Raw genomic sequence first — 26,536 nt, forward strand, 5'->3', positions numbered from 1 at the left:
GCCGTCAGCGCCCGGTCCAGTTCGGCGGACGTTTTTCCAGGAAGGCCGCCAGGCCCTCTTTCTTGTCCGCGGTTTCGCACAGCCCAGCCTGGGCGAACTTCTCCAGCGCCAGCCCGGCTGCGAGGCTGCCTTCCATGCCGGCGTGCACCATCGCCTTCATGTAGCGCGGCACCAAAGGCGCGAAGCTTGCGAGGTGCGCCGCCAGACGGCGTACTGTCGGTAACAGTTCCACGTCCTCGACCAGACGCGTGACCAGGCCGATCTGTAGCGCCCGCTCGGCATCGATCGGTTCACCGGTCAGCAGCATGTCAAGCGCCCAGGCGCGACCGACCAGGCGCGGCAGACGTTGCGTGGCACCACCGCCGGGGATGATGCCGAGCTTGCCTTCGGGCGTGGCAAAGCGCGCGCTTTTGCCGGCCACACGCAGATCGCAGCCGAGCGCCACCTCCAGCCCGCCGCCGAAGCAGATGCCATTGATCGCGGCGATGGTTGGCTTCGGGCAGCGCTCCAGACGCTCGGCAATGCCCTGCACGATGGGCTCAAGCGCCTTACCCAGGTCCCGCTCCACCACCTCGCCAAGGTCCGAGCCCGCTGCAAAGGCCTTGTCGCCGGCACCGGTCAGGGCAATGACCCGCACCACCGGGTCGTCGCCTGCCGCCGCGATGGCCGCATGCAGATCATCAACCGTGGCCAGCGAAATGGCGTTCAGCTTACGCGGCCGATTCAGCGTGAGCAGCGCCAGTGGGCCGGCGACTTCGTATAGCAAATTGTCGTAACTCATGGGACTCAGTCGGTAATCAGCCCATGACGGCGGTGCCAGTCGACCAGCGCCTCGTCCGGGTATCCGGGAAAGTGCCGGTCTGTGGCCGTTTCCGCAGGTACCGGTACCCAGGCGGGCTTACTGTCCAGGATGATGTGACAGCGGTCAGGCGGCGTCGGCAGAGGGGTGTCAATGCAGGAGGCGAACGGGTGTAGCAGTTCCGGCCAGCGTGGGTCCCACACCCACAACGCGCTGGCGCACTCGCGGCAAAAATTCCGCTCGCCGACACTGCGTTCGCTGCGCGTCGGATGATCCATGAACGCGCGGTAAACCCCCACATGCTCGCGGCCTTCCACGGTGAGCGTCTGCGAGTCGGCGTGCAGGTTGATGGCGAAGCCGCCACCGCCGCCGGTTTTGCGACAGATCGAGCAGTAGCAGCACATGTAGGGGTAAGGGGCGTGGCTTTCGGCGGAAAACCGCACCGCCCCACAGTGGCAGGAACCTTCGAGCAACATGAGCGGACCCTCGGCGACGGAATTGCCGGCACATGGTAGCGGTAAGCTTGGCAGCTCTCGCAGACATCGCCATGGTCATGGATCAGCCGCACCGCATCGAATGGACGCCCGGGCTCTCGGTTAATGCTGTTTGGAGCCTGCCATCGCACTTCAGCGGCACGGCGCTGGTGCTGGCACACGGCGCTGGCAACGATCTGCACCAGCCGTTGCTCGCGTACCTGGCACAGGCGCTGTCTGCGCGGGGGATTGCGGTGCTGCGCTTCAACTTCCCCTACGTGGATGCCGGCCGACGCACACCGAACCCGGCGTCGCGCCTGTTGGCCAGCTTCAGCGCCGCTGTGGTAGACGCACGCGGCCGGTTTGGCGCCAGGCTCACGCGGCTGGTGGCCGGCGGTAAATCGATGGGCGCCCACATGGCCGCGCAGCTTGCGGCCAGGGGTGATCCGATCGGTGGCCTGCTGTTTCTGGGCTACCCGCTGCACGCCAGCGGCAGCACACGCCTGCGCGACGCTTACCTGCGGGCAGCGCGGGTACCGATGCTATTCGTACAGGGCGAGCGCGACAGCCTTTGCCAGCTGGACCTGCTGCGCCCGGTATTGGCGGAACTCGATGCCCCGGTACGGCTGCACGAGGTTGCCGGTGGCGACCACAGCTTTAGGCTGCCAGCAGGCTCCCGGTACAGCCAGACCAACCTCTACGCCGAGATTGCCAGCGCCACTGAGGACTGGCTAGGGCAGATCTGACCCGTCAGGCAGCGCCATAGGCCTTCACACCGGCCAGGAAGTTGAGCACCGCACGGTTGAAATCGGCCGGGTTCTCGATCGCCACGTAGTGTCCGCACTCGGGCAGCAGCAGGGCGTGGCAGTCCGGGTAATCGGCTTTCCAGTGGGCGATCATCTCGGCCGGATGTGGGTCCTGCACGCCCATCAGTACAAAGGTCGGGATGCGGTGGCGGGCCAGCGCGTCGGTAATCGCCTGCTTGGCTGCCGGACGCATGAGCGGGAAGTTCAAAAAGGTCAGTGGCGAGGTCTCGGCATACATCTGCCGGAAGCGTTCCAGTATCTGCGGACTCGCCATCAGCCGGTCGCCCCAGAAGGTGCGCGTCTGCTTGCGCGCCTCGAACACCGCCAGCATGCCCTCGCTGCGCGCCACCGCGTGCAGGCGTTCGAAGCCGGCGCGCAGTTCCGGCGTCAGCTTGTCGAACAGGCCAAGGCCGTCTTCCGTGGCCAGCAGGTCGCAGCTGACGGCGGTCAGGCTCTGCACGCGCTCGGGATTTTTGGCCATGAAGGTGCTGGCGGTGCTCACGCCCCAATAGGCCTGCCCGAGCACATGACAGCGTTCGACCCCCAGATGGTCGAGCAGCGCGGCCAGGTCGGCGGCGGTGTTCTCGTAGGTATAAAAGCCCGGTGCCTCGTCCTGGGTAGCCGCCTTGGACGACTGGCCATGGCCGCGCAGATCGAAGCGGATGGTCCGAAAGTGCTGGCCGAAGGCGGGCGCGTTGTCGTCGTAGGCACTCATGTTGGCGATGACGTTGTGCACCAGCACCAGCGTTTCGGGCCCATCACCAGTGACGTCATAGTTAAGGTCGATACCGTTCAAGTGCGCGACAGGCATGCGGGTTCTCCTCGTTTTCGGTGTATGCCGGCCACAGCGCGGCTGGGGCGATCTTAGCAGGCGATGCGGCCGCCCTGATCGGGTCAGCGCTACCCAGGCGCGGTACCATTTGCGGCCCTTCAGGCGCCAAGGCACACCGCTTCACCATGATCGACATCAGCATCCAGAAACACAGCCTCCGGGATCTAGCCGCGCGGATCGACACGCTACGGGGGTATCTTTGACCTCGATACCCGGCAAGAACGCCTGACCGAGGTCATGCGTGAACTGGAAGATCCAAAAATCTGGGACAACGCCGAGCGGGCGCAGGAACTGAACCGCGAACGGGCGCGGCTGGAAGAAGTGGTGGTCGGCATCGGCGAGCTGACGCGCGGCATCGCCGACAGTCTGGAACTGGCCGAGCTGATCGAGCTGGAAGACGACGAGTCGACCGCCGCCTCGCTGGCCACGGATGTCGAGCGGCTGGAGGCTCACGTGCAGCGGTTGGAGTTCCAGCGCATGTTCTCCGGCGAGGCCGACGCCAACAACGCCTACATCGACGTGCAGGCCGGCTCCGGCGGTACCGAGGCGCAGGACTGGGCGCAGATGCTGCTGCGCATGTATTTGCGGTGGTGCGAGCGAAAAGGCTTCGAGGTCGAAATCACCGAAGAGTCCGACGGTGAGGTGGCCGGCATCAAATCCGCCACCGTACATGCGCGCGGACCATACGCCTACGGCTATCTGCGCACTGAAACCGGCGTTCATCGGCTGGTGCGAAAATCCCCGTTCGACTCCGGTAACCGGCGCCACACCTCGTTCGCCTCCGTCTATGTCTACCCCGAGGTGGACGAGAACATCAACATCGACATAAATCCTGCCGACCTTCGGGTGGACACCTACCGCGCCAGCGGCGCCGGTGGCCAGCATGTCAACCGCACCGAATCGGCCATCCGCATCACCCACGTGCCGACCAACACCGTAGTGGCCTGCCAGGCCGACCGCTCGCAGCACAAGAACCGCGCCACCGCCATGGCCCAGCTGCGCGCCAAGCTATACGAACGCGAACTGAACGCCCGCCGTGCCGAGGCGCAGGCCACCGAGGACTCCAAGTCCGACATTTCCTGGGGCCACCAGATCCGCTCCTATGTGCTGGATCAGTCGCGCATCAAGGATCTGCGCACCGACGTGGAAACCGGCAACACGCAGGCGGTGCTGGACGGCGACCTCGACCCCTTTATCGAAGCCAGCCTCAAGAGCGGCCTCTAGTACCTCAACCTATAAGTTTCGCTATGTTCGACCCGCCCCGCATCACCGAGTGCTTTGTCGCTCATCCTCGCAATGGCGACGGCTATTGCTGTGATTCGCTTCGCGCTCTAAGTGCGCGGATGCGTGTCTCGGCAGGTACGCAAACTCATAGCTTGAGGTACTAGCCATGCACAACGACGACGACAACGAACAGATCGGCATCCGGCGCGGCAAGCTCGCCGACTGGCGCCAGACTGGTCTGGCCTATCCGAACGACTTTCGCCGCGATGCGCTGGCGGCGGATTTATTGACCGGCCATGCCGACACCACCGCCGAGGTGCTGGACACGCAGCCGGTCAGCGCCCGCATCGCCGGGCGCATCATGACCCGGCGCCTGATGGGCAAGGCGTCCTTCATCCACCTGCAAGACCAATCCGGCCGCCTGCAGGTGTACGTGCAACGCGACGTGCTGGGCGAGGCCGCCTACGAGGATTTCAAGCGCCTGGATCTGGGCGACATCGTGGGTGTCGCCGGTACCCTGTTTCGCACCCGCACCGGTGAACTGACCCTGCGGGCCGAAACCCTCACGCTGCTGACCAAGTCCCTGCGCCCGCTGCCGGACAAATGGCATGGCCTGCAGGATTCGGAGCGCCGCCACCGCCAGCGCTACCTGGATTTGATCGTCAACGACGAGGCGCGGCGCACGTTTGCCATCCGCTCGGCGCTGGTCACGGGTCTTCGCGAGTGGTTCGTCGCAGACGGCTTTCTGGAAGTCGAAACCCCGCTCATGCAGCCAATGCCCGGCGGCGCTGTGGCGCGACCGTTCGTGACCCACCACAACGCGCTCGACATGACGCTGTACCTGCGCATTGCGCCGGAGCTGTACCTGAAGCGCCTGGTGGTGGGCGGCTTCGAGAAGGTGTTCGAGCTTGGGAGAAATTTCCGAAACGAAGGCCTGTCGACGCGCCACAATCCCGAATTCACCATGCTTGAGTTTTACCAAGCCTACGCGGATTACCGCGACCTGATGGACCTGACCGAGCGCCTGCTGGGTGACCTTGCGCGGCGCGTGCTGGGCAGTGCGGAGCTGACCTACCAGGGCCAGAGCATTGATCTGGGCAAGCCCTTCGCCCGCTACACGCTGACCGGGGCGATTACCGCGCACCTGCCGCGCGCCACACCGGCACTGCTGGCTGATATCGACGCCGCCCGCGCCCTGGCGCTGGAGTTGGGTCTTGTGGTCAGGCCCAGCGACAGCCTGGCGCAAGTGCGGCTCGAACTGTTCGAAAAGGTGGTCGAGGAACAACTCATCCAGCCGACCTTCGTGACCGACTTTCCGGTCGAGGTGTCGCCCCTCGCGCGCCGCAGCAGTCGCGATCCGGAACTCACGGAGCGCTTCGAGCTGTTCATTGCCGGGCGTGAGCTGGCCAACGGTTTCTCGGAGCTGAACGACCCCGAAGACCAGGCCGCGCGCTTTCTGGATCAGGCCGCGCGCAAGGCGGCCGGCGACGAGGAGGCCATGTATTTCGACGCCGACTACGTGGAAGCGCTGGAGTATGGCCTGCCGCCGACCGCCGGCGAGGGCATCGGCGTGGACCGCCTGGCCATGCTGTTCGCCGACGTCACCTCCATCCGCGAGGTGATTCTGTTTCCGCATTTGCGCCCGGAGCGCTGAGCCTCTCAGGCAGTCGCGGTCACAATCCAGGTGGCGCTTGGCGCCCGCACCTCGCCGTCGACCAGATAGCGAGCCAGCGCGGCGCGCATGGCCTGGTCCACCGCCTGTTCCTGATCCGCGGATACCTTGGGCATGGCCTGGGCAATGGGCCCCATGCTCTTGAGGTAGTTCACGGCTTGTTCAAGGTCGCCGAGCCACATGAAGTCATCAAGCGGCTCGACGGTGACGTCGCCAAAGCCTGCCCCGCGCAAAATCCCCGCGGTGCGCTCCAGGTCCGCCAGCGCAAACGGCCCCGGCGCGAAGGGATCGGCTGGCGGTGCGGGTCGGTGTTCCTCACCCAGGGTGCTGACCGCGGCGCCGGTCGCCTCGGCAATCCACGAATTTTGTTTCATTGCGCGCCAGCACAGAAACACCATGCGACCGGTGGGTTTCAAGGCGCGGCGCAGGTTGGTGAAAGCCAGTAGCGGATCGGCGAAAAACATCACTCCGAAGCGGGAGAAAATGAGGTCGAATCGCGGCTCTCCAAGATCAGCAGTGGCGGCGTCGGCCTGCAGGAAATGCAGATTCGCATTCCTATCATGCCGTTGCCGCGCGACACGCAGAATCGGCGCCGAAATGTCGACCGCCAGCACCTCGCCGTCGGGCCCTGCCCGTTCGGCCAACACCTGACTGGTAACACCTCCCCCGCAGCCGATATCGAGCACATGCTCACCCTGACGCACCGCCGCGCGCGCCATCAGGGCCGCCGTCATGGAAACGAACGCGGCCTCGCTGCGATCCATGTTGCGCACCCAGATATCGCCGCCGTCGCCATTCCAGTAGGTGTCGCTGTCAGTAACCGTCGTCTCAGGCATACGCGCTCCGTTATGGCGCCGGGGCGCCGGGTGGCTCCTGCGAGCCAGGTGCATCCCCCGGCATCCGGGGTTTTTCCGCCGGCGTTTTGTCTATGACAGGAGCGGGCGGCAGGCTGCCGATCAGCGCACTGCGGGCGCGCTTGAGCTGACGTTCTACGAGGGCGCGAAAACGTTCGGGGTCGGCGCGCAGTTCCAGCGCGCTGCCCGTCGCCGGCAGACGTACCTGCCCGTAAGGTTCCCGGCTGACCAGATCGCGCCCCAGGTTCAGCACGCGCACCGCTCGCGCGGGTGTTTCGTCGTCCTCGCCAGGCTCCACCAGCGCCACATGGCTACCGGCGGCAACGGCCAGGCGTGTTTCGAGTTCCTGCGGTTTGGCATCCTCGGCGTCGCCCTTGATGCGGGCGAAATCCACATACCAGACGCCAATGGCGTAATGCGCGCCGGGCTTGCGCCCGCTGACCGCCTGCGCCAGGGCGGTGCGCGTTTCGGCCAAGGCAGCATCGCTGCCCGGCACGGTAACGCCTGGCGCCTGCGCCAGCGGTGCGCCGCTGGGCGCAAAGTAGAGGTAATCACCGCTGCGCGCTGGCGCTGGCAGGCTGCCGCGGGTCGATGCCGCAGCCGTCAGTTCCGGGTTCAACACCTCAAAGCCGGCGGCAGCGAGGTCCTTGAGCAGAGCGACGTAAGCGTTGTCGGTAATGGCCTGCATGACGGTCAGCGGCACGCCACCCAGGGCCAAGCCCATGCCGCCGTCCTTGCCATCGGGGTCGGCACTGGTACGAAAAGCGAGCCGGAAGTCGAGCACGAACAGTGGCCCGCGCGTCGACTCCGGGGCTGGGCCCGGCGGGACCGAAGCGCGTTTCCCGGATTTCTCAGACTTCACGGCTGGAGCCGCCTTCGCCCTTGGCGCCTTGCCGGCGGGCTTCTCTGGCGGCTCGATGGCGCCGTCAGCCTGCGCCGGGGCTTCCGCCGCTGGTGCGCTGGCGGCAGTCTCGGGCGCCACAGGTGCTGGCATCGTGGCCTGGGGTTCGACGTCCGACTGGGGTGAGTCGGCCAGCGGCCCCACAGCTGCCGGCGCCGGTGCTTCGTCCGCTACCACCACGCCTGCGCCGACGGCCTTGGTCTTGGTTTTTTGCCCATCGGCAGGGTTTTCCAGGTCGGCCACCCGGCACTTGCGCTTCAGAAACATATCGACCAGATATTCCTTGCGCGCCCGCACCGAGCCGACGCGCGCATCGGCCTCTTTGGCGCGACGACCGAGCACATCCTTGGCGATGTCGCCAAAAATGGAGCCGAATGGCAACGCCTTGGCTACACCGGCCACCACCTCGCCGGTACGCGAGCGAGTCGCGGTTTCTGTCGCGCCACGCACGGCACCCTGATCACCCTTGAGCGGTGCCAGGATTGCCTCGAGTTCGTTAACCTGATCCGCGATCTGCCGGCAATCCAGATCGTTGTCCCCCATCTGCACCCGGTCGACAAAACCGTTGTTCTGGGCGGCAACCACCTCCACGAACAAGAACAGGCTCATCAAAGCTGACAAACGGGACAGGAACATAGCGATCGATGGTCTACAGGAGGACATAAAAACGCCACGGCGCATGGCTTGGCGGTTGGACCCCACGCCGGCCGGAATGTCCGCCGCTAGCCATGGAAAGAGCCACCACGGGCACCATTCTCGCAGAAGCGGGCGCGAGCCGCCTTGCCGAGCAAGCATCGGCGCAGATACTGTCGGCAGAAAAATTGCGGATGCAGGAATTGGCCCGCGCCAGACAAACCAGCGAATTCTGCACATGCGTCAGGCCCGTCGGTGGCGCCGCCGCGAATCGGAACGGGTGGAATCGCATCGCCCTTACGCACCGAGGGCCCCTGCGCTACCGCATCCCAGAAGCGCGGCGGCGTCCGGGCAACGGGCATACCAGATGGTCCGGCCCATGCGTTCTGCGTTGCGAATCTGGTCGGGCGCGGCAGCGGGAATAACGACATCATGGCCAAGCCTGTTTGCCGGACCGACGCCCTGCGCAAGGGCGAGGCAATGGTATCGTGCGCGAACCTGCCAGTTCCCTGAAAAACACCTGAGGAGGTGACTACCGTGGTTGCATACACCCGCAGCGAAGCAAAACAGTGGGCTCGTCAGCATATGGTCAAGTCGACCAATGCCGTACCCACCCCATTCAAGGCCGACTTCAGCCTGGACCTGCCCACCCTGGCCTCGCACGTCGACCGCTGGGCCCAGGACGGACTGCATGGGCTGATGACCGGCGGCAACACCGCCGAAGCCTGGAACATGACACCCACCGAATGGTGGCAGTACAGCGAAACCGTGGCGCAGGCCAACCGCGGACGCATGCTGCTGACCTCGGTCATCCTGGACCCCTCCCCATTCACCGTGCTGGAGAAAGCCCACCGCCTGGCGGAACTGGGCTTCGACCTGATCGAGGTCATCAACCCGGTCATCCAGCTACGTTCCGATAGCGATCTGTTCGACTTCTACAAATACCTGAACGATCACAGCCCGCTGGGCATCGTGCTGTACAACACCCCAACCGCGGGCGTGACCCTGAACCACGGCCTGATCAACCGCCTGGCGGACCTGGAAATGGTGGTCGGCATCAAGAACGGCCTGCTCAACCCGGCCGACTCGATCGCGCTGCGCAAGCAGTGTGGCGATCGCATCGTGGTCACCGAGCCGATGGAAAGCTTCTACCTGTGGGACGCCATCGTGCACGGCGGCCAGTGCCTGTTCGGCACCTGTGAATACGTCATGTTCGGGCGCAAACGCGAGACCCTGGTGAAGTACATGGCGCTGGCCGACGCCGGCAAGTTCGACCAGGCGCTGCCCCTGTACCGGGAACTCGAGCCGCTGCGCGACCTGATGAACAACGCTTTCGTATGGAATATCGTGCGCAAGAACCAGTACTCGCTGGCACCGATCAAGTACTGGTTCGAACTGCTCGGTTTCCGCATGGGGCCATGCCGACCGCCGCTGCCGGCCTTCGCCGACGAGGAAATGAAGACCGCGATCCGCGACACGCTGATCAGCACCGGCGTTATCGACGCCAACCAGGCCGCCGCCTGAGTTCAGAGCCAACGTTGCGGGACTGTGGCCTGTCAGGCGCAGTCCCGCGTTTCAAGCCGGGCAGACCCCGCCCGCCCACTCACCCCTGCCGGGTGCGGGCGATGACGAAACCATCTTTCACCAGGACCGCGGAAATCTGTCATGCCTAAGCTGTGTGATCCCATCCTTCCGCCGCCGCGCATAGCCGACATGACTGCCGCCGGCTTGTGGCAAAACCGCTTGTTGGTGGATTTTCTGGACGACGTGGCGCAGCGCAGTCCGGATCGCCTGGCGGTGACCGACCACAACAGCGTCAGCGGCCGCAGCACCAGCCTGTCGTATCTGCAATTGCAGCATCGGGTCGATCGCATCGCGCTCGGCTTGGTGGCGCTCGACGTCCAGCCAGGCGACGTGGTGGCGTTTCAGCTGCCGAACTGGTGGCAATTCGTCGCCTTGCACTTGGCCTGTGTGCGAATCGGCGCGGTCAGCAACCCCCTGATGCCCATTTTTCGCGAGCGCGAACTGTCGTTCATGCTCGACTTCGCCCAGGCGCGCCTGCTGGTAGTGCCAAGCAGCTATCGCGGCTTCGACTACCCGGCCATGATCGCCGGGCTGCGCGCCAAGCTGCCCCATCTACAACGCGTACTGGTGGTCGGCGACGACGGGCCGGATGGCTTCGACAGCGTGCTGCTGGAGCAACGCTGGGAAGACAGCTATAACGCCGAGGAGGAATTCGCCCGTCGCCGACCGGACCCGAATGCCGTAACCCAACTGCTCTACACCTCCGGCACCACCGGCCAGCCCAAAGGGGTGATGCAGACCTCGAACACGCTGATTGCCGGCGTGCACGCCTACGCCGAGGCCATTGGCCTGAGCCGCTCTGACGTGTGTTTCATGGCCTCGCCGTTAGCACACCAGACCGGCTTCATGTACGGGATGATGCTGCCGCTGATGCTGCACACGCGGCTCGTCCTGCAAGACGTGTGGGACGCCGAGGCGGCCTGGAACACCATCCAGGCCGAAGCGGTCAGCTTTTCCATGGGCGCTACGCCATTCCTGGCCGATCTGGTCACGGCCGCCCACGCGCCGACGCCAGATACCTGCAAGCTGCGCAGGTTTGTCTGTGGCGGCGCGCCGATCCCGCGCGTACTGGCACAGACCGCGGCGCAGAATCTGGGCATTGATGTGATCGCTGCCTGGGGCATGTCCGAGTGCGGTGTGGCCACCATGACCCGGCCCGACGACGCACCCGACAAGGTCTTCGGCAGTGATGGCCGTGCCCTGGACGGCATGGCGGTACGTGTTGTCGACGGTGCCGGCAAGCCGCTGCCGGCGGGCGGCGAAGGCCCGTTGCAGACCAAGGGCAGTTGCCTGTTCGTCGGCTACCTCAATCGGCCACAGGCCTACGGCGTTGATGCCGATGGCTGGTTCGACACCGGCGATCTGGCGCGCATGGACGAGGATGGCTTCATCCGGATCACCGGGCGCGCCAAGGACATCATCATCCGCGGCGGCGAGAACATTCCGGTGGTGGAAGTGGAGGAGCTGCTCTACCGCCACCCGGCAATACAGGACGCCGCCATCGTCGCCATGCCCGATCCGCGCCTGGGCGAACGAGCCTGCGCCTTCGTTGCCGTGAAACCGGGCACGGGCTTCGATTTCGCCACCATGGCCGCCTGGCTGGCCGAGGCCGGGATGGCCCGTCAATACCTGCCCGAGCGGTTGGAAATCCTGCCGGCGCTGCCGCGCACCGCCAGCGGCAAGATTCAGAAGTTCGAACTGCGCGAGCTGGCCAAAGGGCTGACCGCAGAAAATTCCTGAACGGTGCTCTCTGCTGGCCGGGCGCGGGCAACGGACTGTATTTGGAAATCCCGAAACCAGTTACCCGACTGATGACGAAAGCTGCCTGGAATAAGTCATTTCGGTTTGGCGTGACCCTGGACCAGTTTGTCCCGCCACCACACCCGGCAACGCCCGCGGCGTAATCAATGAACCGACCCGAGGCATGGCTCAGGCCTGGCATCCGTTATGCCATTCCAAACCTGTTGACCGCAGCGAGCCTGATTCTTGGGCTTTTCGCCATCGGCAGTGCCGGCGCGGGGCAGCTGGAGCGCGCCGCGTGGTTCATTGTCTGGTGCGTGCTGCTGGATATCGTGGACGGCGTCGTAGCTCGCGTCCTGAACGCGGCGTCCGAATTCGGCGCCAACTTTGACTCATTGGCGGATCTGGTGGCTTTTGGACTTGCTCCAGCCGCACTGGCGCTGCATTTTCTCACGCGGGACACCAATGGCATCCCGATGTGGGGCGTTGCCCTACCGTGCGCGCTTTACACGTTACTGGTGGCAGTGCGCCTGGCCCGGTTCAACTCAACCGCAACGTTAGGGCGCGGGTGGTTTCAGGGCGTGCCAAGCACGGCCTGCGGTGCGCTGATTGCCAGTGGCGTGATTTTGCTCTTACGCCACGAGACCCTGCTGAGGGCAGTCCATTGGGCTGTGTACATGCCGCTTGTGCTGCTGGTCCTCGGTCTGGCTATGGTATCGACGCTTGCCTTTCCGAAACCGCGCCCCGCTTCCAACCGGCGACTGAACATCCTCTACCTGACCAATGTAATGGCCGTGTATGTCTGCGGCGTGTTAAGGGTTTGGCCCGAATACCTGTTCAGCATCGCGGTACTGATCCTGTTGGGCGGTCTGACGGCGGGCTTCCTTCGCCGACCGCCGCCATAGTTCGCTACCCAACGCGTACAGCGTTCCCCAGTTTCTTATTACCCCGGGCAGAAACTCCTGGCGTTTGAAACGGTGGTTCAACGTGTAAAGCGGCAAGCGTTGCAGGGCAAGATATCGGAGCGAAAGCACAAACCCCTGAAGCCACTGAGCCTCATCGAGGTGCTCGCCCGTCACGCGCTCCAGGGCCAGGCGATGCACACCGAGCAGATCGGTCAAGGTGGCAAGGTTACAGGACGGAGGCAACACGAAGCACAGGAGCTCCGCGAGGTCGTGCTGGGGCACCCCGACGGTAGCGAGCTCCCAATCGAAAACACAAAGTTGCGGGCCCTCCGGGCGTCTGCGCATGGCGAAGTTTCGAGGATTGAAATCATTGTGGATCAGCGTCTGGGGCAGTCCGCGAAGCGCGGGCCACCAGTCCCCCAGGCTCTCGATAAATGTGTGCTGCAGCGCCAGGATTGGTTCGTCCAGCCACGAGTCGAAGAAGTGGCTGCTGTATACAGCCAGGGCACGCCATAAGGGCGACATCTCGATCATGCGCACTGTGGAGACCGGCGCCGTGAGCCATGGCAAGTGGCCAAGCGCCTTATCCCGCCGGAACCACACCGCGTGAGCCGTCGCCAACTCCGTGACGACCTTGCCTATTCGCCGGGGGGTCCACGACCCCGCGCCCGCCGCAACGTCCACGGATGCCGCCTCGGGCAGATAATCCATGGCCAGCGCCCAGATGCCCCGGTCAGTATCCCTGTAGGTACCTGAGAGCTTCGGGAGCAACCGTTGCAGCTCAGGCTCGGGCAGTTCATAGATCGCCAACTCCCGCTCATGGCAGCCGGCCAAACCAAGGTCGCCCTTAAAGGCGTGAAAGTGCGCGCCCAGAGTGGAATCACACAGGGTAGCCACCTGCACCAACAGGTCCTGCATGTGGCTGTCGGCCGGCTTCGATTTGAGGATAAGGTCGAGCGCCCTCGGCCCGGCCTGGCCACTTCCACCGACACCCACCTCGAAACGTCGAAGGCCCATCATCGGGCCAAAACGAACCGCGTAGATCTCGTTGAAAATACCGTTCGTCGAGGTGAGCGGCCGTTCGCGCAGGCTCAGCAGCTCAAGGCCCCGAGACCTTAGCGAGGGCTCAATGGCCTCCCGCAAAATTGCATCGCCCACATTCTGTCGCCGTGCGGCAGTGCACAGGCGCTGCGTGGGCGGCAAGACACCGACGTTCACGTAGTGTGCGAAGTACAGCTCCAGCAGCTCCGCTGTAAGTGGCGGCACCACAATGTCCAGCGACGCGAGCACGGCTTTTGTCGTCTCGTTGAGCACGCGTCCTTGAGCGTGCTCCAGATAGATCTGGTACGGCGCAGGGTTCGCAACACGCTTGCCAGCACCGAAGAAGCGCCGGTACCCGAACAAACCGCCTGGCGCGGCCCCGCGGTCAAACACTCGATCCACCCACTGCGCGTGCGACACCAGCCGGACCGAGTAACCGTACAGGTTCATCCACAGCACCACCTCCCGCCAGTGCCGACCGCGGTTATTGAACAGATGTAGGACTTCCCAGTCTGGACGCTCCGACTCGGACAGTCCGGTGAGTACCCGTGCCACATGGTCAACGGGGACACAGTCGAGCTGCCATTCGCAGTCCACGGCAACCCCGGCGACCACGCAACCCTGCAACAGGGCGCAGATCAAGTCTCCCGGATTCGCGGCGCCGCTGGTGCTGTCCCCGGAGATCAGCGCCGGTCGAACGATCGAGACCGGCACGCCGCGGGCCGCAGCGGCACGCAACAGACTTTCCGCGACACACTTTGACTGGGCGTAGGCCAACGGCATGTGCTGGAGGTAGGGCAGCATGTCGGTGGCTTCGTCTACCTCGCTGGGGCCCTGTTCCACAAAGCACACGGCGATGGTGGACGAGAAGTAGATCCGTTTCACCGGCCCGGTGCAGGCGAAACGGATCAGCTCCAACGTGCCACGTACATTGCTGGCGCGTAGGCGTTGATAACCCACGGCCCAGTTGACACTCGCAGCACAGTGATAGACGGAGCCGGAGCCGGCTGCGAGCTTCTGATAATCCGGCTCCGACAGACCGAGTCGTGGTTGATCGATCGCCCCAACGACCGCCTGTAGGCGATCCCCATGTGTGGCCAGATCCACGCCCGCCGCACTCAGGGACGTGGCCAGTCGCTCCCGGGCGACAGTTCCATTGATGGCCCGTACGAGACAGATGATGGGCCCACCTGAACGCCCCAAAAGATCCCGTACGACATAACGGCCGAGAAATCCGGTTGCGCCCGTTACCAATACGCCGTCGGCCCGAGCCGTGAACGCGGGGTCGGGTCCGATATCGTCGGGCAGGATGGCGTCATTCCACATAGCCCGAATGGCTGGACTTGCGCCAGGCACGCTAACGACCACGGTACTCACGGTCCCATTGCACGAACTGCTCGTGGACCCGATCCTTGTTGACCACCATCTCGTCGAGCGTCCAACCGCTGGTGTCGATGGCTGGCCTGAAGTAGACATCCACCCGGCCAGGCCGCGCGCACATGCCCATTCCAGGATCGATTTCCGGCGGAATGAAGATGTAGAAGGGCACGATAGGCGCGCGCAGGTTCGTGGCCAGATGGAACGCCCCCTTGTTGAAGGCACCTACCGAACCGGTGGTCACGCGTTGGCCCTCCGGGCTCAGATATACGGACTGGCCAGAGCGCCGCAGGACGCGCTCAGCCCGCTTGAAGATGGTCATGCGGCGCTCCGGGAAGGACTGCGGCACGGTCCAGATCACGCCGGTGAGGTAACCGATCAGCCCCAGGGGCAGCAGCTTGCGCAGAAATCCTGACAGGAAAAACCGAGTATTCGGGAGCCCGAGCCCGATAAGAACGAATACATCCAGGGTCGACGTGTGATTGGAGATATAGACACACTGCTGCCCGGTATCGGGCGGCTGGCCGTGCACATGAACCCGTATCCCCCACAAGCGCAATGACCAGCGCCCAAGCCGGCCCGCCATCGCCTCGGTATAGAAGCGCCGTGCCTGGAAGGCCGTCAGCACCGCCACAGTCAGCATCGCCAGCGATCCGACAGACATCAGGGTCAAGGTCAGTGCGGCCTTGAGCCGGCAACCCCAATCGACGTCGCGGCGGCTGCTCATGTGGCCTCCCGCGCGCGACAGACAACAGTCTGCATGGCCAGGTTGAGCCGTCGTTCAAACAGAAGCACAGGCGACAAAATCAGCTGCCCGAGAAAATAAGGATAGACCGCCCGGGACAGATTCAGACCCTTGCCCTTTAGCAGCTTGAACGCGGTCCCCGTGAACAAATAGAAATACGCTGGAAACGCGCCGTAGGGCAGGTAGTCGACAACCTCCAGCCCGGCTGCGGAGACCATGTTCAGCAGTGTCCTGCGGCTGTACAGGGCGGTGTGCTGGGGCGCTTGCAGTCCCGGCCAGCGTTCCCTGAAGAGCCGCGAGGACAGGCTGTCGACACGCGGCACCTCGATGATGAGCCGACCGCCGTCTGCCAACAGACCGCGGGCATGACCCAGCGCTCGCATGGGGTCGTAGTCATGCTCCAGAAAATGCCACATGGTGATCAGATCAAAGCGACGCCCGGGAAGCGCCTGGTCGTGAAAAGTCCCCAGATGAAAATCGATGTTCTCGAACCCGGGCAAATGCGTCAGATCCTTGAAATCGACGCCGCTGACAGCACAGCTGCGCTGTTCGTGAACACGCGTCAGAAACGTTCCAGCAGCACAACCCACATCCAGCACCCGCGACCGCGAGGTCAAGTCCACGTAGCGCTCGACCAGCGCCAGTTTGTCCCGGTCGTGCTTGCCCATGGCCCACTCGTAAAGTGGAGTGAACCAGCCCCAGTCAGTCTTCTTCCTGTGTGCGATGTACTCGTCGTCGTAGTAGGCCCCGATGAACTCGAACCTCAGACGCGGGTTCTGATAAACCAAGCCACACTCGTGGCATGTCACGAACTGGAAGCGACCAGGCTTGCCCGTGAGATCCTCCTCGGCGACGACCAGTGGCCGATGGTTTCGGCCGCCACAACCGTAGCAAGCCACTTCCTCGAACTGATCCGGGCTTGGGCTGTCCAGCGTCGTCATGGCGATTACCCTCACGTTAAAAAGAGCAGCGCGATGATCACGCTGCCGACACCAACCGCAAGACCGGCTTGGCCTGAAGATGCCGCTTGCAGTTCCTGGTCGTCGTGCCATTCGTGAATGCAAAGCAGGCCATAGAACACCAGCCCGACCAGCAACGCCCGAGCGGACGGCCCGGCGCCACCGACGAACACCAGCACGGGGTACTTCACAAGCACCAGGTAGGTCCGTGCCGGTCGGGACAGGTCAGCGGCCATGCGACCGTGGTATAGCCACGCCAGGATCCCAAGCAGCGCACCGTAAACCACCACGCGCCTTAGGTCTGGCAGCAGCGCCAGACCCAGTAACGGCAGCCCGATACCGGCCAGGGCCCGAAAACAGGTGAGGTTGGAGCTCGTCGCCAGGACCCGGTGCGGATGCTTGGCGCGGTCATGGGGCAAATCCGCCAGATCGTCCCAAAGGCGCAGCAGCGCGATGGCCAGGCCAAGGAAGCCAGCCTCTGCCAGCACGGAGCCCAGCGGCGGAACCGGCGCGGCCGCAAGCAAGGCCCCGATCAGAAGCAGCCACAGGGCCACCACGCGTCGACACACCAAACGCGTGCGCGCATACCGGCCCAGCTCAGCGAGTGCGAAGTTCGACAACGCCCCGGTCTCCATCCACCCGAATCTGATCACCGTCGCCGATCAATCGCGTGGCATCCGGCACACCCACGACAGCTGGAATACCGTACTCACGGGCGATGATGGCGCCGTGGGAAAGCATGCCCCCCCGTTCAATGACCAGCCCCCGCACCAGAAAAAACACCGTCGCCCAGCCCGGGTCCGTCTGGCGTGTGACCAGAATCTGACCCGCCTTCAGGCGATCCGCGTGCGCCACATCCAGGATCACAGCGGCAACCCCCTCAGCGACACCCCCACAGGCACCAGAACCATTCAATTCAGGCTCCCGTACCGCCGTTTGTTTTCTCGGCGGCGTCCCGCCGGCAGCCGCCCACGGCTGGCCCGGCCCGAGCACCAGGTGGTCCCCGGGCGCTTCCTGGGTGGCCGATTCAAGCGCAATACGACGTGACTCGATCAGCGCCGAAAGACCCGCGGACGTCGCTTGCCCGGTAGCGAGCTCCTGCACCTCGTGGGTCGTGAGCAGGAAAATATCGTCGCGAGCGGGGATTGACCCGCACTCCACAAATCGATCACCCAGGTTCAGCGCAATGTGGCGTAGGCGCGTGTACAGCAGGGCCTGCTTCATGCGGGCCCGTTCCCGCAGCTTGATTGCGCCTTGGGTGGCGGCCAGCAGCATGCGAAAACGGCTGCCACGGCTCACCAGCGGCACCCGGCGCCAGGCAGCCATAGGGGTCAGTTCGGCAGCCACCCGCGCGGTGACCGCCTCGCGCTCCCGCTGCTGGATCAGGCTAAGTTCCTGCGGGCTGCGGGCTTCAGTCCTCACGTAGGCCTGCAGCAGTCGCAACAACGGGCGCGGGTCTTCCTGCGGCGTTGGTCGGGTCAGCATCAGTTCGCCCGAAGACCGAAAGCCCCAGGTTTCCAGGTAGTCAGCGAAGGCCCGTGCGAAATCGCCGAACTGGCCCTCGCCAAGCCGGCCAAGAATGTCATCGGGAGTCTCGTTCGAAAACACCGCGTTGAGTGCCGGATCGTCGGCGATACCGCGGGCTATTGCCCAAAGCTCGACGACCGGTTGCGCACTGGCCAGACCCGGCAGGCCCTTGAGCAGATCGTTGTGCAGGTGGGCATGGTCACCGGAACCCAGGCCCCGCGCCAGCTGCGCCTTCAGCAAGCCATAGCAGACCATGGCGGCCGTATCCGCGAGCGCCGCGTCGGTCCATTGTTCAAGCCGGATACGTAGGAATCCTCGTAAATCCGCCGCCAGCGCCTCGGCGTTCTTGCCGGCAAGGTCGGCGGGTCGGGTACTACGGGCAAACGCGTCCACGCGGTCTTCGAATCGGCGCACTCGCTTTCCGATGAAAAGGTATTGCCAGAAAATGGAGACCGCTATCCGCACCGCCTCGCCGACCCGGGAAAATGCCCCCATCGCCATCATGGGTGGCGATGGAATAGCGCTGGCGCCAACGAACAGGTTGAAGTACTCCACCAGTCGGTGACCGACGGGCATCATCCACAAAACGGCATGGATGTTGGTCAGGTTGTAATAGAGCCGTTCGCCCTGCAGACCGACGATGCCCTCCAATTGCGGCGCCATCGCGTCAATGCGCGCACGGGAGACACCAAAGGCCAGGCCAAGATTTCTGAAGTACGCGGCATACCCGGGCTTGACTATGGAGTAAAGAAACGCCGACACCGGATCCGGGAAGTTCTCGGCGATGTTGGCGTTTGTCCAATGGACCTTCGGGGCCTCGACCGGCCTCATCCGCGATACCGCGGGACGCGCCTGTACAACGATTGCCTGGCCGTGCCCGGTCACGCACCATTCCAGATCCTGCGGCACGCCGTCTTGCTGTTCCAGCCGCAAACCGATGCGGGCGATCCTTTTGATCGCCTGCTGCGTATCCTCGTCCAGGGCGCGCGTCCCCTCCGATCTGTACTCGTAGGCCAGCTCCAGATCCAACCTCCCGATTCGCAGTCGGTTCGGTGTAATCCTCCCGGCGACGATGTCCTCACCCAAGCCTTCGCAATACTCCGCCAGCATCGCCTGCGCCTGGCGACCGGTCGGATCGCGGGTAAACAGCACGCCTGAGACCAGGGGATCGACCTGCCTTTGCACGATGACGCCCATACGTGCCGGTCGCAAACCGTGATGGCGGGCGTATAGCAACACCCTGAGCGAGAACAGCGAGCACCAAGTGGACCTGATCGCCGCTTCAAGCGCGGCAAGGGAACTAATCCGCAGAAAGCTGTCCAACTGTCCCGCAAATGAATGCTCGACTGAGTCCTCCCCGACCGCCGAGCTGCGCACCACCAAAAACGGGCTTGGCAACCGGGCGGCATGCGCGTCAGCCAGAGCGCCGACAAGCTCGGGAGCCAATTCTGTCCCGGCAATCCGACCACGGATATCGACGCTGACTGACTCAAGCTCGTGGATTTTCAGACAGTCCAGTCGGCCAAACATCTGGTCGATGGTTGTCAGCACACCCGCCCTCGCCAGGTGTTGCTGAAAGACGTGGTCGGGAATGACCGCGCCCCCAGGTGTGGCAATGCCCAATCGCGCCAGGCGGCCGAGGTTAAACGCCTTGCTACCCACGGCCAACACGTCGTCCGCGTCGAGCAGATCGAACAGCAAACGGTGTGAATCCTTCAAAGTGCGCGGTCCTTCACACCCAGCCACCAGAGCGAAGCGCTGAAAAGCGCGTGTAAAAGCGGCCCGAGAAGTAGTACCCAGGCCCAGGCCGCCGCACTGGTGGGTACCAGCAGGCTGACCACAATCAACACGCCAAGCGAAGAGTCGACACGATCCAGCAGCGGGCAGATCAGTCGTGCCCAGCCACGGTCCGGCGAGCCTCCGGGAGCGACGCCGAGTTGCCGTTTGAGGAAGGAATTGGGAAGCTCCGCCAGCATGAAGGCGCAGCCGGCTGCCGCACCCAGTAACGCATAGCGGCCGCTGGACAACTCCCACATGCCGAGGCTCAACAGGTCCGGCAAGTTTTGCCGCATGGCACCAAGGCCGGCGAATGCCAGCGCCGCCACCACTGGCATGAGCAGCACTCCCCGCAGGCGCTTGTTGTCGCCGAACACGCGCCGCCCCCGGAAAGTCAGGCCAAAGTCCAAAGGCCGCATCAGCAGGTCGGCGGTGGCCCACCTGAGCCACCAGACATGCACCACGCCCGTGGCCGCAAGCGCCAGAATCAAGAACAGCGCCGTCCCAAGTCCATCCGGTTCGATGAGCGCACCGTTCAAACCCGCAGCCCCGTGTCATCCCAGTTACGGAACAGAAAATCGCTGCCGCTGAGGCCACGTGCCACTTTGAGCCAGCGCCACCAGTGCACCTCGTTGCGCGGCTGGTACGGTATCTGCCGCAGCCGGTAGCCTGGGACCTGCGGGTACATGTGATGCAAGCCGTGCGCATCGAAATGCATCAACAAGAACGAAAGCCAGGTCGGCAGACGCAGTGAACGGGTGAAGGCTTCCTGCTCCCGTGGCGGGAATACACGCACCTGCGCCACCCCGCTCACACGCTGCGGCACGTGGGTGTGCTGGCTCAGGATGAGCGCCTCCTGCACCACCAGACTCAGCATAAATCCTGGCCCCAAAAGAGACACCGTCTCGACTGGACCGACCCAGACGAGGAGCGCGCCATAACCGGCCAGGACCGTCAGCGAGTTCACCCGGATCCGGCCAAGAGTTTTTGAACCGCTCAAGTAGCGCCCGATCCGGCCAAGGTTCCAGAAATTCTGCAGGCGGTAGGAAAGCGCAAAAACCGGCAACCAGGTCGTCCAGCAAAAGTTGATGCAACGCCGCTCCCAGCGCCCGAGTGGGTACGGCACTAGTGACGCGGTCGTCGCGTCCATATCCTGCCAGCCCGTGTAGTCATGGTGGCGGCGGTGAATTCCCTGCCAGTTGCAAAAGGGAATCAGAGCAATAAAACCCGCCATGTGCCCAACAAGCCGATTCAGAGCGCGCGCACCAAACAACGTGTCATGACCCGCCTCGTGCAACAGCACAAACGCATGCACAAAACCGAACGCGAGCAGTACCTGTCCGACCAGATACCCAAGCAAGCCCGCCGACACGCTCAGCCAGACTCCCAGCACCAGGGCGGCGACCATCAGGCCGGTGTGCATCAGTCCGGCGAACGCGGTCGGTTTCAGATGTCCTACCGCGTCGGGCCCAGGCGGACTCATGACACTGTCCTGGAGCATTTGTTGGTGCTGCATTTGCAGTTCTTCTCCAATCACCGATCGGGGTCTACTCGGATGGCAGCCTGCGCACCCGACCACACCCGGGTCAGCCGCCCTAGGGAAGCGCTGAGTAAACCCATCCTCTATATTCTGAGCGCCCGCCACCGGGAACGCGTGGTTTTCCGGCGGCCTACAAGATCAGCAGTTCCCTAGGCCGGACCAATCACCGCCTTGACCGTTTCCAGGCGGGCGACGGCCTCGAGCGCGCGCTGACTGTCTTCGATTCGGTAGCGATGGGTGACTGCTTCCGCCAGGGGAAAATGCGCGTGATGGGTCTGCACCAGTTGCACCGCCTGGTGCAGGTGGCGGGGCTGGGCCAGGGCGGTGCCGATGATCTGTAGATTCAGGTTGTTGATCAGCCGCGGCTCGATGGCGACCGTGCCGGGGGCGGACCACAGGCCAACGATCAGGTAACGCCCGGCGCGGGCAACCAGGTTCAAGCCTTCACTGAAGGCTGGCAGCACGCCGGCCGCTTCGATCACCACATCAGCGCCATGCCCGCCGGTGATTTCACGCACGCGCCCGGCGCGGGCCGCAGGGTCAGGCAGCTCGGTCATGTCGAGCGTGTGCGTGGCGCCGAAGCGCAGCGCCATCTCCAGGCGCCGCTGTGGTGCGCCGATCACGATCAGCGGCGCGGCACCGGACAGGTGCGCCAGCCAGGCAGCGGCAAGGCCCACCGGCCCGCAACCTTGCACCACCACACTCTGGCCGGGGCGGATACCGCCCAGACGTTCCAGGCCCTGCAACATGGTGGGTAGCGCACAGCCGAGCGCGATGACGGCATCCGAAGGCGTGTCGTCCGGCACGCGGTAGAACGGCAGCCCGGCGCCCAGAGTGGCGTATTCACAATAGCTGGCGGCGGTCGGACCAGCGGCGTCCTTGAATACACCGGCAAAGGCGTTCTCGCACATCGACACATCACCCAGCACGGTGCATGCGTAGCAGCGCTGGCAAGGCACTACCGGTTGCCAGTACACCCGGTCACCGACCGCGACCGCCTCCCCGGCCGAATCGGTACTCACTCCGGTCCCGAAGGCTTCGATTACGGCCACGCCTTCGTGCCCCAGCACGATGGGATTGGGCAATGGCATCTCGCCGCGCCACAGGTGCACGTCCGTGCCACACACGCCGCCGTGTGTCACGTGCACCAGCACCTCACCGGGACCCGGTTCGCGCTCGGTGACTTCGTGGATTTCCAGCGGCCGGTCAGGGCCAACCAGTACCGCGCGCTTGCCTGTCCACTGTGTCATCGCCTGCTCCTCCCGCAGTCTGCCGGGGGCAAGCGCACCGCGCGCCTTGTCTGTCCGGCCAACGGTACTGATAGTGCCTCAAGCCGACGGGTAAAACTGCACGGTGACAGTCACGAGTAGACTTTCCCGCCGGGCGGTGGTGCCCGCGGTGAATCAGCCACGTCCGTGATTGATTCTGCGCTTGCTACTGGCCGGCGCCGGACTCGCCCGCCCAGGTGCTCAACGCACGCAGTACCTGATAATCGTCCGGGCGGGTGAACACCGCGTAAAACCGCGCCTGCGGATCGAGCACGTACAGATGATCCGAATGCGCCACCGTGTAGGCGGGCGCACCGTGGCTGGCATGCGCGGCGTGCTCGTCGTCAGCCTGAGCGGTGTACGCATAGCTCACGCCAAGCTCGCGCAGCAATGGCCCAAGCTGGCCCAGCGGCGCGGTGGCGCCCACAAAGTCCTGCCCGAACTGGCCGACATACTCGGCCAGGCGCTGCGAGGTGTCGCGCATCGGGTCCACGGACACCAGTACGAAGCGCACCCGGTCGCGGGCGGCGGCCGGCAACTGGCGCTGAATGCCGGCAAGACGCGCCAAGGTCGTCGGACATACGTCCGGACAGTGGGTGAAGCCGAAGAACATGACCGTCCATTTGCCGGACAGCGATGTGGTGTTCAGCGGCCGGTCGCGGTGGTCGATCAGATCCAGGCCGGCCAGCGGCCGCGGCGGGGTCACTACGGTGGCGGCACCCGGCTCGGTCGCGGCCACGGCCAGCGGTAGCAGCACAGCCAGCAGCGAAGCTGCCAGGCCGTGACGATATAATCCAAGCGCCCAGTGCCTGGGCAGGCACATCCTCATGACGTTTCATCCGCTCACGTTTCACCGCCACACCGGCGGCGCGGCGGCGCAGTTTAACAGCGCGCCGCCCCTGTCCCTGTACGTGCATTTGCCTTGGTGCGTGCGTCGCTGCCCGTACTGCGACTTCAACGCGCACGCCGCCAGCGGGCCGCTGCCGGAAGCCGATTACCTCAATGCCCTGTTGCGCGATGTGGAGGCGGACCTGCCACGCGTGTGGGGGCGACCGGTGGCGACGGTGTTCCTGGGCGGTGGCACGCCCAGCCTGTTCAGCCCGCAATCGATTGCCGAACTGTTATCCGAACTGCGCGCCCGGCTGACCCTGCTGCCCGGCGCGGAGATCACCATGGAAGCCAACCCAGGCACCCTGGATACGGCGCGCCTGCAGGGCTTTCACGAAGCCGGCGTCAATCGCCTGTCGCTGGGCGTGCAGAGCTTTCAGGACCCACAGCTCAAGGCACTGGGCCGCATTCATGATGTCGCCGCCGCGCGCCGCGCGATCGAGGTGGCACTCGCCAGCGGCTTCGGGCGGGTCAACATCGACCTGATGTTCGGCCTGCCGGGGCAGGACGTGGCGCTGGCGCTGGCGGACCTGGACGCCGCGCTGGAGTACGACACCGGCCACCTGTCCTGGTACCAGCTCACCCTGGAGCCGAACACCGTGTTCCACAGCCAGCCACCCGTGCTGCCGGATGCGGACCTGATGGAGGATATCTACGAAGCGGGCCTGGAGCGCCTCGCGGCGGCCGGTTACCGGCGCTACGAGGTATCGGCCTATGCCCGACCGGGCGACGAATGCCAGCACAACCTCAACTACTGGCAGTTTGGCGACTACCTGGGCATCGGCGCCGGCGCGCACGGCAAACTGACCCTGCCGGAAGGCATCCTGCGCCTGGCCAAGTACCGCCAGCCCCAGACCTACATGACCCGTGCCAGTGCCGGCGATGCGGTGACCGATCAGCGCTGGCTGAGTGCCGACGAACGCGCCTTCGAGTTTTTGCTGAACGCGCTGCGCCTGTGCGCGGGCTTCACCTGGGCGCAGTTTCGCGAGCGTACGGGCCTGCCACTGACGGCGGTGCGGCCACGCCTGGACCAGGCCGCGCAGCGCGGCCTGGTCACACTGGGCAGCGAAGGCGCACGCGCCACGTCGCGGGGATTTGATTTGCTGGACAGCATCCTGGAGGATTTTTTGCCCGTGGCCACACCCGCGTGAGCGCCTCGATCACCGACCTGCTGGGCGCCGACGGCCCGCTGGCCGGGGCGCTGCCCGGTTTCGCGCCACGGGAAACGCAGCAAGCCATGGCCCAGGCGGTCGAGGACGCCGTTGCCGAGCGCGGCACGCTGCTGGTCGAGGCCGGCACCGGCACCGGCAAGACCTTTGCCTATTTGCTGCCGGCCCTGCAAAGCGGGCGCAAGGTGCTGATTGCCACCGGCACGCGCGCCCTGCAGGACCAGCTGTTCCATCGCGACTTACCGACCTTGCAGCGCGCGCTGGGACTTTCGGTGGACACCGCGCTGCTCAAGGGCCGCGCCAATTACCTGTGCCATCACCGGCTGGAGCGGGCGGCGGCCGGCGATTTTGGCGGCGATCTTGCGCTTCACCCGGCGCTGGCCGCGGTCAGCAGTTTTGCCAGCCGCTCGCCCGACGGCGACCTGGACGCCCTGGAGGAACTCTCACCCCAGTCCAGCCTGCGGCCATTTGTTACCTCCAACGCCGACAACTGCCTGGGTCAGGAGTGCCCCAACATCGGCGACTGCTTCCTGCTCAAAGCGCGCCGCGCGGCGCAACAGGCGGACGTGGTGGTGGTCAATCACCATCTGTTCTTTGCCGATCTGGCCCTGAAGGAATCCGGCTTCGGCGAGGTGCTGCCAGACGCCGACGTGTTCATCTTCGACGAGGCGCATCTGCTGCCGGACGTGGCGACGATGTTCTTTGGCACCAGCCTTGGCAGCTTCCAGCTGACCGATCTGGCGCGCGACCTTGCCGCCGAAGCGGCCCAGCTGGGCGACCTGCCGGACTTGCCACCACTGGCGCAGGCGCTTTCGCAGGCCGCGGCCGGTCTGCATACGGCGGTGGGTGACCCGGCCCGACGCGAGCCTTGGCCGCAACAGTCCGTTCCCAAGTTCACCGCTGCGCTGGAGGGGGTGCAACTGGCGCTGGCCGATCTGACGCCGCCGCTGGAGGCGTTTGCGGGCCGCAGCAGCGGACTCGATAACTGCCAGGAGCGGGTGGCTCTGCTGCGCGAACACCTGCAGCCCTTCCTGGATGAGGCAGAAGTTGATCGGGTGCGCTGGATCGACGTGCGCCAGCGCTCGTGCACTCTGCACGCCAGCCCGGTCGACATTGCGCCACTGTTCAACGAGCGCTTTCCCCGCCACGCCCGGGCCTGCGTATTCACCTCCGGCACCCTGGCGGTAGCCGGCGAGTTTGGACACTTCGTGCAGCGCCTGGGCCTGGGCGATGCCCGCACGCTGGCCCTGCCGGGTGGTTTCGATTACCAGACGCGCGCCATGCTGTATCTGCCGACCGGCCTGCCGGAACCGTCCGATCCGGGCTATACGGATGCTCTGGTGGCCGCGGCGCTGCCGGTGCTGCGCGCCAGTCGTGGCCGGGCTTTCATGCTGTTCACCAGTCACAACGCACTGCGCCGGGCGGCCACCCGCCTGCGCGGTTACGACGAATTCACCCTGCTGGTGCAGGGCGAGCGGCCGAACAGCGACCTACTGACACAATTTCGCCGCGCACAGGCGCCAGTGTTGCTGGGCACCGGCAGCTTCTGGCAGGGCGTCGACGTACGCGGCGAAGCGCTGTCGTGCGTCATCGTCGACAAACTGCCGTTTGCCTCGCCGGGCGAACCCATTGTCGCGGGGCGTATCGCCTACCTGCGCCGGCAGGGTGCCGATCCGTTCAACGACTACCAGCTACCGCACGCGGTGATAACCCTCAAACAGGGGCTTGGCCGGCTGATCCGCGACGCCGGCGACCGTGGCGTGCTGATGGTGGGCGACAAGCGCCTGCGCGCGCGCGGCTACGGCCGGGTATTCCTGCGCAGC

Annotated in this window: 22 protein-coding genes; 8 read left to right on the top strand and 14 right to left on the bottom strand. The window is 64.8% G+C overall.

Annotated elements, in window-relative coordinates; all coding sequences use genetic code 11:
* Positions 1 to 4 precede the first annotated feature (4 nt).
* Both ABZF37_RS06525 and ABZF37_RS06530 read right to left on the bottom strand, forming a co-directional pair.
* A complete protein-coding gene (locus ABZF37_RS06525; RefSeq protein WP_372718042.1) occupies positions 5 to 781 on the bottom strand; it encodes an enoyl-CoA hydratase/isomerase family protein in 777 nt (258 codons plus the stop codon).
* A 5-nt stretch (positions 782 to 786) separates the two neighbouring features.
* Positions 787 to 1,275 carry a GFA family protein gene (locus tag ABZF37_RS06530; RefSeq protein ID WP_372718044.1) on the bottom strand — a complete coding sequence of 163 codons (489 nt, stop codon included), beginning with the start codon at positions 1,273 to 1,275 and terminating at the stop codon, positions 787 to 789.
* 32 nt (positions 1,276 to 1,307) lie between these two features.
* Here ABZF37_RS06530 and ABZF37_RS06535 point away from each other — a divergent pair, with 32 nt between their 5' ends.
* Positions 1,308 to 2,018: an alpha/beta family hydrolase gene (locus tag ABZF37_RS06535; RefSeq protein ID WP_372718046.1), complete on the top strand. Its 711-nt coding sequence runs from the start codon at positions 1,308 to 1,310 to the stop codon at positions 2,016 to 2,018.
* A gap of 4 nt (positions 2,019 to 2,022) precedes the next feature.
* Here the strand turns inward: ABZF37_RS06535 and ABZF37_RS06540 are convergent, their stop codons facing one another.
* Entirely contained in the window at positions 2,023 to 2,889 is an 867-nt protein-coding gene (locus ABZF37_RS06540) for an alpha/beta fold hydrolase (protein ID WP_372718048.1), read from the bottom strand.
* Positions 2,890 to 3,035: 146 nt separating this feature from the next.
* On the opposite strand from ABZF37_RS06540, the gene prfB reads away from it, so the two are divergent.
* Positions 3,036 to 4,134 (top strand): peptide chain release factor 2 gene (prfB, locus tag ABZF37_RS06545; RefSeq protein ID WP_372718050.1). Its coding sequence is split into 2 segments (ribosomal slippage): positions 3,036 to 3,110 and positions 3,112 to 4,134, totalling 1,098 coding nucleotides; the frame shifts between segments, so codons are not numbered across the junction.
* A gap of 166 nt (positions 4,135 to 4,300) precedes the next feature.
* A complete protein-coding gene (gene lysS, locus ABZF37_RS06550) occupies positions 4,301 to 5,788 on the top strand; it encodes a lysine--tRNA ligase (RefSeq protein WP_372718052.1) in 1,488 nt (495 codons plus the stop codon).
* Between the two features lie 5 nt (positions 5,789 to 5,793).
* Here lysS and ABZF37_RS06555 read toward each other — a convergent pair whose 3' ends face one another.
* Both ABZF37_RS06555 and ABZF37_RS06560 read right to left on the bottom strand, forming a co-directional pair.
* A complete protein-coding gene (locus ABZF37_RS06555) occupies positions 5,794 to 6,642 on the bottom strand; it encodes a class I SAM-dependent methyltransferase (protein ID WP_372718054.1) in 849 nt (282 codons plus the stop codon).
* Between the two features lie 10 nt (positions 6,643 to 6,652).
* Positions 6,653 to 8,170, bottom strand: coding sequence for a hypothetical protein (locus ABZF37_RS06560; protein WP_372718056.1), 1,518 nt, complete (start codon positions 8,168 to 8,170; stop codon positions 6,653 to 6,655).
* A 561-nt stretch (positions 8,171 to 8,731) separates the two neighbouring features.
* On the opposite strand from ABZF37_RS06560, the gene ABZF37_RS06565 reads away from it, so the two are divergent.
* The 3 genes from ABZF37_RS06565 (at position 8,732) to ABZF37_RS06575 (ending at position 12,423) form a co-directional block, all read left to right on the top strand.
* Positions 8,732 to 9,718, top strand: a complete 987-nt coding sequence (locus ABZF37_RS06565; RefSeq protein WP_372718058.1) for a dihydrodipicolinate synthase family protein — start codon at positions 8,732 to 8,734, stop codon at positions 9,716 to 9,718.
* 141 nt (positions 9,719 to 9,859) lie between these two features.
* Positions 9,860 to 11,518, top strand: a complete 1,659-nt coding sequence (locus ABZF37_RS06570; protein ID WP_372718060.1) for an AMP-binding protein — start codon at positions 9,860 to 9,862, stop codon at positions 11,516 to 11,518.
* A 167-nt stretch (positions 11,519 to 11,685) separates the two neighbouring features.
* Positions 11,686 to 12,423 (top strand): phosphatidylcholine/phosphatidylserine synthase, encoded by a 738-nt coding sequence (locus ABZF37_RS06575; RefSeq protein WP_372718063.1) that lies wholly within the window; start codon positions 11,686 to 11,688, stop codon positions 12,421 to 12,423.
* Here the strand turns inward: ABZF37_RS06575 and ABZF37_RS06580 are convergent.
* The 9 genes from ABZF37_RS06580 to ABZF37_RS06620 all read right to left on the bottom strand — a co-directional run bounded on the left by ABZF37_RS06580 (position 12,331) and on the right by ABZF37_RS06620 (position 23,485).
* Complete coding sequence (locus tag ABZF37_RS06580) at positions 12,331 to 14,841, bottom strand: thioester reductase domain-containing protein (protein WP_372718065.1); 2,511 nt, start codon at positions 14,839 to 14,841, stop codon at positions 12,331 to 12,333. The two genes, ABZF37_RS06575 and ABZF37_RS06580, sit on opposite strands and share 93 nt — an antisense overlap.
* A complete protein-coding gene (locus ABZF37_RS06585; RefSeq protein ID WP_372718068.1) occupies positions 14,822 to 15,568 on the bottom strand; it encodes a lysophospholipid acyltransferase family protein in 747 nt (248 codons plus the stop codon). Before ABZF37_RS06585 ends, ABZF37_RS06580 begins: the two co-directional genes overlap by 20 nt.
* Positions 15,565 to 16,527 carry a class I SAM-dependent methyltransferase gene (locus tag ABZF37_RS06590; RefSeq protein WP_372718070.1) on the bottom strand — a complete coding sequence of 321 codons (963 nt, stop codon included), beginning with the start codon at positions 16,525 to 16,527 and terminating at the stop codon, positions 15,565 to 15,567. Before ABZF37_RS06590 ends, ABZF37_RS06585 begins: the two co-directional genes overlap by 4 nt.
* 11 nt (positions 16,528 to 16,538) lie before the next feature.
* A complete protein-coding gene (locus ABZF37_RS06595) occupies positions 16,539 to 17,165 on the bottom strand; it encodes a hypothetical protein (RefSeq protein WP_372718072.1) in 627 nt (208 codons plus the stop codon).
* Positions 17,143 to 19,791, bottom strand: a complete 2,649-nt coding sequence (locus ABZF37_RS06600; protein ID WP_372718074.1) for a PEP/pyruvate-binding domain-containing protein — start codon at positions 19,789 to 19,791, stop codon at positions 17,143 to 17,145. The genes ABZF37_RS06595 and ABZF37_RS06600 overlap by 23 nt, the downstream gene beginning before the upstream one ends.
* On the bottom strand, positions 19,788 to 20,387 hold the full coding sequence (locus ABZF37_RS06605; RefSeq protein WP_372718077.1) for a CDP-archaeol synthase: 600 nt from the start codon (positions 20,385 to 20,387) through the stop codon (positions 19,788 to 19,790). The genes ABZF37_RS06600 and ABZF37_RS06605 overlap by 4 nt, the downstream gene beginning before the upstream one ends.
* Positions 20,384 to 21,331 carry a fatty acid desaturase gene (locus tag ABZF37_RS06610; RefSeq protein WP_372718079.1) on the bottom strand — a complete coding sequence of 316 codons (948 nt, stop codon included), beginning with the start codon at positions 21,329 to 21,331 and terminating at the stop codon, positions 20,384 to 20,386. Before ABZF37_RS06610 ends, ABZF37_RS06605 begins: the two co-directional genes overlap by 4 nt.
* Before the next feature lie 206 nt (positions 21,332 to 21,537).
* Complete coding sequence (locus tag ABZF37_RS06615) at positions 21,538 to 22,638, bottom strand: zinc-binding dehydrogenase (RefSeq protein WP_372718081.1); 1,101 nt, start codon at positions 22,636 to 22,638, stop codon at positions 21,538 to 21,540.
* Between the two features lie 184 nt (positions 22,639 to 22,822).
* Entirely contained in the window at positions 22,823 to 23,485 is a 663-nt protein-coding gene (locus tag ABZF37_RS06620) for an SCO family protein (RefSeq protein ID WP_372718083.1), read from the bottom strand.
* Here ABZF37_RS06620 and hemW point away from each other — a divergent pair.
* Together hemW and ABZF37_RS06630 are read left to right on the top strand one after the other, a co-directional pair.
* Positions 23,484 to 24,695, top strand: a complete 1,212-nt coding sequence (hemW, locus tag ABZF37_RS06625; protein ID WP_372718085.1) for a radical SAM family heme chaperone HemW — start codon at positions 23,484 to 23,486, stop codon at positions 24,693 to 24,695. The genes ABZF37_RS06620 and hemW overlap by 2 nt on opposite strands.
* Positions 24,692 to 26,536: ATP-dependent DNA helicase (locus ABZF37_RS06630; RefSeq protein ID WP_372718087.1), on the top strand; the 1,845-nt coding region annotated here is incomplete at its 3' end. The genes hemW and ABZF37_RS06630, both read left to right, overlap by 4 nt.

The organism is Immundisolibacter sp. (assembly GCF_041601295.1).
Lineage (GTDB): Bacteria > Pseudomonadota > Gammaproteobacteria > Immundisolibacterales > Immundisolibacteraceae > Immundisolibacter.